The following is a 12,605-nucleotide window of genomic DNA, read 5'->3' as shown; positions in this document are numbered from 1 at the left end:
GCCGCCTCGCGTTGTGGCATATACCCACACCATGCCTTCCGCCCTCACCGCCTCCCAGATTCGCGAGGCGTTCCTCAAGTTCTTCGAGGAGCGTGGTCACAGCCGCGTCGCCTCCTCGTCGCTGGTCCCCGCCAATGACCCGACGTTGATGTTCACCAACGCCGGCATGGTCCAGTTCAAGGACGTCTTCACCGGGCGCGAGAAGCGCGACTACAAGCGCGCCACCACCTCGCAGAAGTGCGTCCGCGCCGGTGGCAAGCACAACGACCTCGACAACGTGGGCTTCACCGCCCGGCACCACACGTTCTTCGAGATGCTCGGCAACTTCTCCTTCGGCGACTACTTCAAGCCCGAGGCCATCGCCTACGGCTGGGAGTTCGTCACCAAGACGCTCGGCCTGGACACCTCGCGCCTCGCCGTCACCGTGTTCAACGGCGAGGGCGGCACCCCCTGGGACGAAGAGGCCTTCGAGCTGTGGGCGAAGCAGGGTGTGCCCCGCGAGCGCATCTACAAGCTCGGCCTCAAGGACAACTTCTGGGCCATGGGCGACACCGGCCCGTGCGGCCCCTGCTCCGAAATCCACTACTTCCAGGGCAACGACATCGCCTGTGCGGAAGAGGCGGAGGGCAAGAAGTGTCAGGGCGTCGCATGTGACTGCGACCGCTGGCTCGAAATCTGGAACCTCGTGTTCATGCAGTTCGAGCGCAAGGAGAAGGACGCGCCGCTGATTCCGCTGCCCAAGCCGTCCATCGACACCGGCGCGGGCCTGGAGCGCATCGCGTCCGTCGTCCAGGGCAAGCGCTCCAACTACGAGACCGACCTCTTCCAGAACATCATCGCCAAGGTCAGCGAGCTGTCCGGAAAGCCCTACTCGCAGGAGGGCGGTGCGTCCCTTCGCGTGGTGGCGGACCACAGTCGCGCGGCGGCCTTCCTCATCGCCGACGGTGTGCAGCCCTCCAACGAGGGCCGCGGCTACGTCCTGCGCCGCATCATGCGCCGGGCCATCCGCCACGGCACCCAGCTGGACCTGGAGGACGTGTTCTTCTTCAAGGTCGTCGACCGCGTCATCGAGCTGATGGGCGACGCCTACCCCGAGCTGCGCGAGAGCCGCACCTTCATCCTCGAGGTCTGCCGTCACGAGGAGACCAGCTTCCGCCAGACGCTCAGCCGCGGCCTCAAGCTCATCGAGGAGGAGCTGGCGAAGCTGCAGAAGGCCGGGGGCAAGCAGCTCTCCGGTGAGGTGGTCTACCTGCTGCACGGCACCTACGGCTTCCCGTGGGACCTGACGCAGATCATCGCCCGCGAGCGCGGCCTCGACGTGGACCTGAAGCGCTTCGAGGAGCTCCTCAAGGAGGAGGCGGACAGGAACAAGTTCACCGGCTCCGGCGACAAGGGCATCGGTGACATCTACCTGAAGCTGCTGGAGCGGCTCGGGCCCACCGAGTTCCTCGGCTACGAGGGCGAGGGCCACGAGGGCGAGGGCAGCATCCGCGCCATCCTCAAGGACGGCGCCGAGCTGACCCAGGCCACCCAGGGCGAGACGGTGGAGCTGGTGCTGGACCGCACGCCCTTCTACGGCGAGTCCGGCGGCCAGGTGGGAGACACCGGCCGCATCGTCGGCCACGGTGGCAAGGCGGTGGCGCAGGTGAAGGACGCGCAGCGTCCGGTGGCGGGCCTCGTCGTCCACTCGGTGGAAGTCACCGAGGGCACCTTCAAGGTCGGCGACATGGTGCAGGCGGGCGTCAACGTGGAGCGGCGCAAGTCCATCCGCGCCAACCACTCCGCGACGCACCTCTTGCACAAGGCGCTCAAGCTGGTGCTCGGCGAGCACGTGAAGCAGGCGGGCTCCGTCGTCGCGCCGGACTACCTGCGCTTCGACTTCTCGCACTTCTCGCCGGCCACGCCGGAGCAGCTCGAGAAGGTGGAGGACCTGGTCAACGGGTGGATTCGCGACAACCCGTCGGCGGAGACGCGCGTCATGAAGCTGGAGGACGCGAAGAAGTCCGGCGCCGTCGCCATGTTCGGCGAGAAGTACGGCGAGACGGTGCGCGTCGTCACCGTGCACCCGGAGTCCACCGAGCTGTGCGGCGGCACCCACGTGCGCCGCAGCGGTGACATCGGCCTGTTCAGGATTACCAGTGAGGGCGGCGTGGCGTCCGGCGTGCGCCGCATCGTCGCGCTCACCGGCGTTGGCGCGCTCCAGTACGTGCGCGAACAGGAGCACGAGCTGCGCCACGCGGCCGAGCTGCTGAAGACTTCCCCGAAGGACCTGTCCAAGCGCGTCGAGGCCACCCAGAAGCGCGTGAAGGAGCTGGAGCGCAAGCTGGAAGAGGTCGCCGTGAAGGCCCAGACGGCGGGCAGCAAGGACCTCCTGGAGCAGGCGCGCGAGGTCAACGGCATGAAGGTGCTGGCCACGCAGGTGGACTCGGCGGACGACAGCGTGCTGCGCGGCATGGCGGACCAGCTCCGAGACCGCATCCGCTCGGGTGTGGTGGCCATCGGCGGCGAGAAGGACGGCCGGGCCATCATCCTGGTGGCGGCCACCAAGGACGTGGTGGCCAGGGGCATCAACGCGGGCGCGCTGGTGCGGGAGATGGCCAAGGAAGTCGGCGGCAAGGGCGGCGGCAAGGCCGACATGGCGCAGGCCGGTGGCCCGGATGCCGCGAAGCTGCCCGCGGCGCTCGAGAAGCTGTACGAGCTGGTGAAGGGAGCGGGCGCGGCGTGAGTCCCCGATCCTCCCCTTCCCTGGCGTCAATGGCGCTCCTCACGGCGGCGGCCCTCCTCACGGGGGGCTGCACGAAGGAGGAGTCCGCGCCTGGCGCCCAGGGAGGTGGAGATGACCGGACGCTGCAGAAGCTCCGCGCGGAGGTGGACCGGGTGAACCAGGGGGGCCATCCCACCCAGGGGCCCGAGTCCACGCGCGGAGACCCGAACGCGAACCTGGCGGGACTGGCCGCGGGGCTGGACGAGTCCGCGGAGCGGAAGCTGCCGTTGCCCGACGCCAACAACACCGTGCACGTGGAGGCGCTGGCGGTGAAGCTCACCGGGCTGGAGTCGTCCCACTCGGTGAAGGGCTCGGGGAAGGTGAGCCTCACGACGGAGGAGTTGTTCCTCCGCGTGCAGCTCGTCACGCAGAACGTGGGCGCCACCCCGCTGACGCTGGACCTGGGCGGCGCGAAGGTGGCGGGCGCCGGGGGCCAGGAGGTGCCGCTGGCCCGTGATGCGCAGGCCGTGGTGGGCACGCGCCCGCTGCGGCGCACCTGGGCACCGGAGGAGCGCACCGACGTGGTCCTCCTGTTCGAAGTCCCCCCGTCCGTCCTTCGGGAAGACGGCCTGCACCTGGTCCTGCAGGGGTCCGGAGGGGACGTACGGATTCCGCTTCGATGAGCGGCCTCGCGTCCAAGCTCCTTCCCCTGCGCATCCGCCTCCCGTACACGACGGAGGAGGAGTTCATCGAGAAGTACGGCTCGAACGTGGCCCGCGGCGGCGTGTTCGTGGCCACGCGCGCGCTGAAGCCCGAGGGCACCGGGCTCGCGTTCGAGTTCGTCCTGGCGGACGGCACCCGGCTGCTGCGCGGTGAAGGCGTGGTGGTGAAGGCGCAGGTCGACGCGGGCGGCGGGCGCTCCGGGATGACGGTGCGCTTCGTGAAGCTGGACGCCGCGAGCAAGGCGCTCATCGACCGCCTGGTGGCCCGGCGCAGTAGCCCCATGGAGGCTCCGCCCGTCTCCGCGCGACGGGTGACGGAGCCCACGGCCCCAGCGACGCCGCCCGCCCAGGAAGAACAGGCGCCCACCCGCGAACCTGTTTCGACCGAGGCTCCCAGTGCTCCGTCTCCGACGTCCGGGCAGGCCGAAGACGAGGACCTCGGCTTCGACATCACCGCGAGCCTGACGGAAACCGACCAGGGCACGCCCGAAGAGGCGACCTCCAAACCCACCGCTCCAACTGAGCCGCAGGGCCCTTCCGTCTCGACCACCGCCGAACTCGCCGAGCCCCAGGCCCCACCCGCGTCGGACGCCATCGCCGCCCCGTCCGAGCCCCAGGCCCCACTCGTCTCGGCCACCGCCGAACTCACCGAGCCCCTGGCCCCACCCGCTTCGGACGCCATCGCCGCCCCGTCCGAGCCCGCGTCCCCGCCAGTCTCGGCCCATGCGCCCACCGCTGAGCGCGCCGAGCCGCTGGGCCCGCCCGCGTCGAAGCCCAGTGCCACGTCCGGCCTCTCAGGCCTGCCCGCGTCGGAGGCCAGCACCCCGTCCGGCCTCGCGGCCACGCCCGCGTCGGAGGCCACCGCCGCCCCGTCCGGCCTCGCGGCCCCGCCCCCCACCGACCGCGTCGAGCCGCCCACCGAGTCCGAGCCTCCGACCTCCGCCGCGCAGGACGCCGAAGCCGTGCGCAACCACCGTCGCCGCGCGCTGCTCGACGTGCCCGTCACCGCGCCGACGCCTTCGCCCTCGGTGCCCGAGGTCGTCCTCGGCATCGACCTCGGCACCTCGCACGCGCGCGTCGCCGTCTTCCACGAGGGCACCGCCAAGCTCGTCCCCCTGCCGGGCACGGACGGCACGGAGCTGCCCGCCCTCGTCGCCGTGGACGGCAGCGGCGAGCTGCTCGTCGGCCCCGCCGCGCAGGTGGAAGCGGACCGGGCCCCGCGCCGCGCCGCCTCGGGCCTCAAGCGGCTGCTCGGCCTGCGCGCTCGCTCACCCCGGCTGCGTGAGCTGTCCACGCAGCTCCCCTTCCCCGTCGCGTCCGACCCGAGCGGCGACGCCGCGGTGGAGCTGGGTGGCCGGCTCATCGCCCCCACCCTCTTCATGGCCCTGGTGCTGCGCGAGCTGAAGCACGCCGCGGCAACGCTCGTCGGCCGCAAGGCCACGCGCGCCGTCATCTGCGCCCCCTCGCACTTCACCGACCGCCAGCGCGCCGCCCTGCGCGAGGCCGCCACGCTCGCGGGGCTCGACGCGCAGCGCATCCTCACCGCCTCCGCGGCGGCGGCGCTCGCCTATGGCCAGGGGCGCGGGCTGGCCCGCAAGCGGGTGCTCGTCGTGGACCTGGGCGGCGGCGGCCTCGAGGTCTGCGTGGTGCAGGTGACGGGCGACGACCTGGAGGTCATCACCACCGGCGGAGACCCGACGGTGGGAGGCATGGACTTCGACGCCCGCATCGCCGAGGCGCTCGCCGCCGACCTGGCCGAGCAGGGCGTGCCCCGGCCGCAGCACCTCCTCGACTGGGCCTCCCTGCGCACCGCCGCCGAGGCCACCAAGGTGGCCCTCTCCGAGCGCGAGCAGGTGGACGTCTCGCTGTCCTCCGGCACCGTGCCCCCCTTCACCCGCGAGCGCGTGGAAGCCCTCACCGCGGACCTCGCCCAGCGCGTGACGACCGTCGTCCGCGAGGTGCTGGAGTCCAACTCCCTCTCGCCGCAGGGCCTGGACGCGGTGTTGCTCGTGGGCGGCCAGAGCCGCGCGCCGCTGGTCCGCCGCCGGCTGGAGGAGAGCCTCGGCGTGCCCGTGCGCGACGACGTGGACCCGCGAGGCACCGTGGCGCTGGGCGCGGCGCTGCTCGGCCAGGGCCTGCTGCTGGCCGAGGCCGGCAAGCCCGCCGCCACCGTCTCCGAGGTGCTCTCCGCCCCCATCGGCGTCGCCGAGCGCGGCGGCACGCTGCGCCGCGTGCTGGAGCGCAACACCCGCCTGCCCACCAGCAAGACGCTGGTGCTGCCCGTCACCGCGCCCGGCCCGCTGGAGCTCGTCCTCTTCCAGGGCCCGTCCCCGCTCGCGGCGGAGAACGAGTACCTCGGCAAGCTCGCCCTCTTCGTGGAGCGCCCAGGCGAGGTGGAGCTGCACTTCGCCCTCTCCGCCGATGGTGCCCTCTCGCTGGAGGCCACACTGCCAGGCGCGAAGCGAAAGCCCGTCTCCCTGGCCGCCGAGGACCTGGACGACACCACCCGGGACTCGCTCATCGGCCGCTCGCCCCTGGTGGGAGAGCCCGAGACACGTCCGGGAGGCCTGCTGTCCGGCTTGAAGAAGCTCTTCGGCCGTCGCTGAGCGCCCGTCCTCCCGGCGCCTTCGCGACGGGCCCCTCCACCGCTGGAAGGCACGCGCCCAGTTGAGGGAGGCCGGTAGATGCCCACCTTTCCGGTGAGCGTTGATCGGGAGGAATGCGATGCGACATTCGTTTGTGGGAGGAGTCGCCGCGGCGGCCGTGTGCCTGGCAGGGCCGGCTTTCGCGATTGAAGCCCAGCAGGTGGGCGAGCGGCTGAATATCGGCGAGCAGCAGCCCGTGCCAGGGCTGAACGTGAGCCTGGGCGTGGGTGGCTTCACGGGCGACCTGGCGGAAACCACGCAAGCAGGCCCGCTGCTGGGCATCGACGCCACTGCCGAGATTCTGCCGCTCGTCGGAATCGAGGCGGGCTACGAGGGCCAGCGGCTGGGCATCGACGACGACCGCGTGGGCAGCGACGAGGGCATCTGGCGCCACAACGTCGGCTTGCTGGCCAAGGTGGGGCCGACCCTCAACGAGAAGTGGAAACCCTTCGTGGGCGTGGGCGCGGGCCTGAGCTACCTCAACCCGTCGGACGGCGCGGATGGCGTCTACGACAACGACTTCCAGACGGAGCTGCCGCTGGCGGCGGGCCTGGACTACCGCTTCGGCAACATCTTCGCCGGCGCTCGCGCCACCTTCAGCGCACTGGGTGGCGAGGAGATCGTCGAGTCCTCCGGCGGCAATGATGAGAAGGGCAGCCTCTTCAACGCCAACATCACCGTCGGCGGCCGCTTCTAGCCAGCGGCCACCACGACTGCGCGCCTCACAGGGCGAAGCGCGCCAGCACCGACTCGGGGCGGGGGTCCTTCTCCCACGCCTCGAGCACCGCCTTCGCGGGTGAGCGCCCCGAGGCGGCCACCTCCGCCAGCGGGTCCAGCAGCGGCGCGTCCGCCGCGTCCAGCCGCTGCAGGCCGCGCCGGGAGATGGCCACCATCTCCGCCGCCAGCCGGTGCAGCTCCTGGGTGCCCAGGCGCCCTTCCAGTCCCTCGCGGCGCGCGGTGTCGTGGAAGGCCAGGTGCTCGGCGTACGTCAGCTTCGGCAGCAGGCGCTCCGCCTCGTCCAGCGCGGTGGCGTCATAGAGGATGCCGCGCCACAGCGCGCCCAGCGCGCCCGTCATCGCCGGATTCGAGCAGTCCGCGCCACGCACCTCCAACACCTTCTTCAGCCGCACCTCCGGGAAGAGCGTGGACAGGTGGTCCGTCCAGTCGTCCAGGTCCGGGGGCTTGCCCTCGAAGCCCTCCTTCAGCAGCTGCCGGAAGGACAGCTTGGGGTGCAGGTACTCGCCGTTGCGGCGCAGGAAGAGCAGCGGCGCGTCCAGCGCCCACTCCACGTAGGCGCGGTAGGAGAACGAGCCATCGAAGAACGCCGGCAGGTAGCCACAGCGCGTGGGGTCCACCTCGTCCCAGACGCGGTTGCGGAAGGACAGGTAGCCGGACGGCTTGCCCTCCACGAGCGGGCTGTTGGCGTACATCGCGTTCATCAGCGGGGACAGCCGCGCCACCACCACCGTCTTGCGGACACAGTCCGCCTCGTCCGCCCAGTCGAGCGACACCTGTCCGGTGGCGGTCATCAGCATCATGTTCAGCGCCAGCCGGCCGCGCTCCGGCAGGGTGCGCCGCATGACGAGGTAGCGCGTCTTGGGCATCCACGGCATGTCCGCCGGGGTGACGGTGGGCCGGTAGCCCAGGAAGACGATGCGCAGGCCCAGCGCGTCCGCGGCCGTCTTCACCTCCTGGAGGTGGGCCAGGTTCTCCGCGTGCGCCTCGCGCGCCGTGTGGAAGGGGCTGCCGGACAGCTCGAACTGTCCACCCGGCTCCAGGGAGATGGTGGCCATGCCGCGCTGCAGGGCGATGACGGGCGACTCGGGCGTCTCCCGGAAGGGCGTGTAGCCCGCGGGGGCCAGCCGGCCCAGCAGCGCCCCTACTCCGGACGGCCCCTCATAAGGAAGGGGTTTCGAGGAGCCCGCCGGGTAGATGAACTTCTCGTGCTCCAGGCCGAGCCGGTGCTCGCCCCGGGGCTTCTCGGCGGCCCGGAAGCCGGCCACCAGCATGTCGACGGAGGTGAGGGGCTCGGAGGCCGCGCGCTTGAGATCGAGAGACATGAGCGCGCCCTATATAACGTAGGGCGTTGGACCCGCCCTGATTTGCGCACGACGCCTCCATGACCCCACACTCCGCCGTCCCCATCATCGCCCCCAAGGCCAGGCTGTCCGATTTCTTCCAGGGTCTGGGACTGCTCGGGCGCGCCATCTCCCTGGTCTTCCGCTCCCGGCGCCTGTTCCTCCTGTCAGCCCTCTGCGCCATCGTCACCGCCGTGGCGCTGGTCGGCCTGGGCTGGCTGCTGTGGAACCAGGCCCCCGGCCTGCTGGGCAGCTACTGGCCCCTGCCCGAGTCCTGGTACGGCCGGGCCGGCTGGTACACGGTGCTCGTCCTGTCCTCCCTCGTCGTCTGGGTGGTGGGCGCCAACGTGGTGCCTCCGCTGCTGCTCGCCCCGCTCCAGGACCCCCTCTCCGAGACGACCGAGGCCGTGGTGGGTGGTGACGAGGGAGCGCCCTTCACCCTGGCCGGACTGGTGCGTGGCATCGTCACCGGGGTGGCGCACACGCTGGCCCGGCTCTTCTTCCTCATCCTGGGCCTGGTCGTCCTGCTGCCGCTCCACCTGCTGCCCGGCATCGGCAGCATCCTGTGGACGGTGCTCGGCAGCCTGTGGACCATGATGTGGATGGCGGGCGAGTTCCTGGCCGGCCCCATGACCCGCCACCTCTACCCCTTCGCCGAGGTGCGCCGCATGCTCCGCGAGCGACGGGCCCTCTGCCTGGGCCTGGGGGCGGGCGTCTACGTCCTGCTCTGGGTCCCCATTCTCAACACCTTCTTCCTGCCCCTGGCCATCATCGCCGGGACGCTCCTCTACCGCGGCCTGCGCGAGGCCCGGGTCCTCCCACCCCCTCCGGATGCGATCCCGGTTGCCCTGAAATAAACGTCCCGGCTGCGTGTCCTCCCGAGGTGGCGGGAACGCAATGCCCGTCAGGGACGTTCTGCATCCTCAGCAGCAAGGCGATGCCTTGAAGCACCCGGCAGGCGTGATTAGGCTTGCCCGGCCGCTCCCAGCGCTCGTTTCTCGCGTTACAAACGTTCGGAATCTCAGGGCATTTCTCGTATTACCCCAGGGGTACCACCCGGTACCCCAGCTTGGATGAATCACATGCCGCGTTTCCTCCGCCGCATCACAGCTGTTGCCGTGCTCCTCGGCGCCTGGGCCCTGGTGGGCAGTGACAGGGCTCCCTTGCCGCTCACCATGGGCGCAGCCGAGGCCGGGCAAGGCTCCTGGGACGGCAGCCTGCCCGCCGCCAAGGGCGAGAAGCCCCAGCACGACCTCAACAGCCTCCGCGTCCTGACGAAGGTCATCCTCTACGTGAAGGAGAACTACGTCGACCCCAAGCGCGTGAAGCCCAAGGAGATGATGATCTCCGCGCTGGAGTACGTGGAGAAGAGCGTCCCCGACGTCCTCGTCGAGGGCAGCGCCGAGACGGGCAAGCTCAACGTCAACGTGAATGGCAAGCAGCGCGAGTTCGACATCGCCCACGTGGACTCGCTTTGGAAGATGTCCTTCGCCCTCAAGGACGTCTTCGACTTCCTGTCGAAGAACATGCGCCCCATCGAGGAGACGCGCGACATCGAGTACGCGGCCGTCAACGGCATGCTGTCCACGTTGGATCCGCACTCGGTGCTGCTGCGCCCGGAGCTCTACCGGGAGATGAAGCTCTCCACCAAGGGTGAGTTCGGCGGCCTCGGCTTCGTCATCCAGATGCGCGAGGGCAACCTCACCGTCGTCAAGGTGCTGCCCAAGACGCCCGCGCACCGCGCCGGCATCCAGAAGGACGACCGCATCAAGAAGATTGGCGAGGAGTCCACCGTCAACATGGACCTCAACGAGGCCGTGTCCAAGCTGCGCGGCCCGGTGGACAGCCGCATCACCATCACCGTCGAGCGTGACGGCTGGGAGAAGCCCCGCCCCATGACGCTGGCCCGCGCGATGATTTCCATCGAAAGCGTCCAGCACAAGATGCTCGCCGGCAACGTCGGCTATGTCCGCCTGAAGAACTTCCAGGGCAACACCACCCGAGACCTCGAGTCCGCGCTGACCGAGCTGCGCAAGCAGGCGGCGGCCAAGGGCGGCTTCAAGGGCCTGGTGCTGGACATGCGCGGCAACCCGGGCGGCCTCCTCGAGCAGGCCATCCAGGTGTCCGACACCTTCCTCTCCAGCGGCACCATCGTCGCGACGGTGGGCCTGTCCGACAAGCTCCGCGAGGAGAAGCGCGCGCGTCCCACCGAGGGCGAGGACGCGTACCCCATCGCCGTGCTGGTGAACGCGGGCAGCGCTTCGGCTTCCGAAATCGTGGCCGGCGCGCTGAAGAACCTGGACCGCGCGGTCATCATCGGCCGCCAGACGTTCGGCAAGGGCAGCGTGCAGGTGCTGTACGACTTCCCGGACGACAGCGCCCTGAAGCTGACCATCGCCAAGTACCTCACGCCGGGCGACGTCTCCATCCAGGAGGTGGGCATCGTCCCCGACATCCAGCTCGTCCCCACGCGCGTCACCGACGAGCGCCTGGACGTGTTCGCCCCGCGCCGCTCCATGGGCGAGGCGGACCTGGATCAGCACTTCGGCAACCCGGACTCCACCACCGTCGCCAAGAAGCGCGAGGAGGTGCTGGACCGTGAGAAGCCCCTGGAGACGCTCAAGTACCTGAAGGTGGACGAGAAGGTGCAGCAGGCGTCCGCCGCGAAGGAAGAGAGCAAGAATCCGAAGGTCGCCGCCAACGAGAAGGCCGCCGGTGAGAAGAAGCACGGCGAGAAGGACCCGCTGCTGGACGTGGACGTCGCCGGCCAGGGCGAGGACCTGGACGACCAGCTCGACGCCGAGTCCCAGGACGAAATCAAGGAGGACTTCGAGGTCCAGTTCGCGCGCGACTACGTGCTGAAGGCGCCGGCCACCACCCGCAAGGCGCAGCTGCAGCAGGGCAAGGGCTTCGTGGACCAGAAGCGCAAGGACGAGGAGGGCCGCATCAACGCCGCCATCGCCGGCCTGGGCATCGACTGGAGCGCCGGCCCCACCCCGAAGAACGTGCAGCTGGCCACCACGCTGTCCCCGAGCGGGGACGCGAAGATTGCCGCGGGCGAGGTGCTGGAGATGGTCGTCACCGCCGAGAACAAGGGCACCGAGCCCCTCAAGCGCGTGCGCGCCTGGACGGAGAGCGACAACGCCTTCCTGGACCGCCGCGAGTTCCTCTTCGGCGCGCTGAACCCGGGTGAGAAGAAGTCCTGGAAGGTGAAGGTGCGCCTGCCCAAGGACCTCACCAGCCGCCGCGACGACGTGACGGTGCGCTTCTTCGACGACCAGGGCGCGCTGCCCGAGACGCGCGTGGCCGAGCTCAACTTCGTCGAGCTGCCCCGCCCCGCCTTCGCCTTCAACTGGCAGGTCATCGACGACTGCACCACCTGCAACGGTGACGGCACCGTGCAGCGCGGCGAGACGGTCGCCGTGGTGCTGGACGTGACGAACGCGGGCACGGGCCCGGCGCTGGACTCCTTCACGCAGATCAAGAATGGCGGGGACCCCAACATCTTCATCGAGAAGGGCCGCTTCAAGCTGGGCGAGCTGAAGCCCGGCGAGACGAAGTCGGCGCGCTTCAACCTCGAGGTGAAGAAGGGCTTCAAGGGTGAGACGTTCGCCCTGAAGCTGGCCATCATCGACGAGCCCCTGGAGGAGTTCGTCATGGAGAAGCTGGAGCTGCCGGTGCGTGACGCCGCGGTGGCCGCGCTGGAGCCCAAGAAGAGCTTCGTCCGCATCAACGACAAGGCCGAGCTGTTCGGCGCCCCGACGGCGGATGCCCGCACGGTGGCGAAGGTCGGCGGGGCCACCGTGCTGCCCGTCGAGGCCGTCAGCAAGGGCTTCTACCGGGTGGAGATGGAGAAGGACCGCTTCGCCTTCGTCCGCATCCAGGACGCCCGGGAGCAGAAGACGGCCGGCCGCGCCACGGCGCCCAAGCTGGCGTGGACCACGCAGCACCGTCCGCCGGACATCCGCCTCGAGGTGGACCCGGCCGCCGGGGGCCTGGTGGCCAACGGGGACAAGTTCACGCTGTCCGGCGTGGTGACGGACCCCAACGGGCTGCTGGACGTCTACGTGCTGGTGAACGACCAGAAGGTCTACTTCAAGGGCGTGGACCCCAAGGGCGGTGAGCCGAACTCGCTGAAGTTCTCCACCGAGTTCGCCCTGAAGGAGGGCAACAACAACGTGCTGGTGGTGGCCCGCGAGGACACCGACTTCGCCAGCCGCCGCACGCTGGTCATCCGCCGCCGTCCGGCCGCGGTGGCCCAGAAGGTCGCCACGCCGGGCGCCGCCACGGGCAAGCCGCAGCAGCAGTAGTCGGCTTCAAAAACGGCGGACCGCATCCTCCGGGCGGCCCTTCCAGCGGGAAGGGCCGCCCGTTTTGTTGACGCTCCTCGCGGGCAGGCGTTAGCGTCGGACGCGTTGGGCGCCCCCCGGCCGGTTGTGCGCCCCCGGAGGCGGTG

General features: G+C 70.3%; 7 protein-coding genes. 6 read left to right on the top strand and 1 reads right to left on the bottom strand.

All coding sequences use genetic code 11. The features are described from left to right. Positions 1 to 31 precede the first annotated feature (31 nt). From alaS to G4D85_RS08520, 4 genes are all read left to right on the top strand, one after another. Positions 32 to 2,725: an alanine--tRNA ligase gene (alaS, locus tag G4D85_RS08535; protein ID WP_164009879.1), complete on the top strand. Its 2,694-nt coding sequence runs from the start codon at positions 32 to 34 to the stop codon at positions 2,723 to 2,725. 29 nt (positions 2,726 to 2,754) lie between these two features. Continuing rightward, positions 2,755 to 3,387, top strand: coding sequence for a hypothetical protein (locus tag G4D85_RS08530; RefSeq protein WP_164009877.1), 633 nt, complete (start codon positions 2,755 to 2,757; stop codon positions 3,385 to 3,387). Further along, positions 3,384 to 6,032, top strand: coding sequence for an Hsp70 family protein (locus G4D85_RS08525; RefSeq protein ID WP_164009875.1), 2,649 nt, complete (start codon positions 3,384 to 3,386; stop codon positions 6,030 to 6,032). The genes G4D85_RS08530 and G4D85_RS08525 overlap by 4 nt, the downstream gene beginning before the upstream one ends. Before the next feature lie 118 nt (positions 6,033 to 6,150). Then, positions 6,151 to 6,768 carry an outer membrane beta-barrel protein gene (locus G4D85_RS08520; protein WP_164009873.1) on the top strand — a complete coding sequence of 206 codons (618 nt, stop codon included), beginning with the start codon at positions 6,151 to 6,153 and terminating at the stop codon, positions 6,766 to 6,768. A gap of 25 nt (positions 6,769 to 6,793) precedes the next feature. Here the strand turns inward: G4D85_RS08520 and G4D85_RS08515 are convergent, their stop codons facing one another. Beyond that, on the bottom strand, positions 6,794 to 8,131 hold the full coding sequence (locus G4D85_RS08515) for a glutamate--cysteine ligase (protein ID WP_164009871.1): 1,338 nt from the start codon (positions 8,129 to 8,131) through the stop codon (positions 6,794 to 6,796). Between the two features lie 59 nt (positions 8,132 to 8,190). Here G4D85_RS08515 and G4D85_RS08510 point away from each other — a divergent pair, with 59 nt between their 5' ends. Continuing rightward, complete coding sequence (locus tag G4D85_RS08510; RefSeq protein ID WP_164009869.1) at positions 8,191 to 9,006, top strand: EI24 domain-containing protein; 816 nt, start codon at positions 8,191 to 8,193, stop codon at positions 9,004 to 9,006. A gap of 216 nt (positions 9,007 to 9,222) precedes the next feature. Further along, positions 9,223 to 12,459, top strand: coding sequence for an MXAN_5808 family serine peptidase (locus G4D85_RS08505; protein ID WP_164009867.1), 3,237 nt, complete (start codon positions 9,223 to 9,225; stop codon positions 12,457 to 12,459). Positions 12,460 to 12,605: the final 146 nt, after the last annotated feature.

The organism is Pyxidicoccus trucidator (assembly GCF_010894435.1).
GTDB classification, from domain to species: Bacteria; Myxococcota; Myxococcia; order Myxococcales; family Myxococcaceae; genus Myxococcus; species Myxococcus trucidator.
The sequence above is the reverse complement of the archived record's forward strand: the minus strand, read 5'-3'. Positions and strand labels throughout refer to the sequence as shown.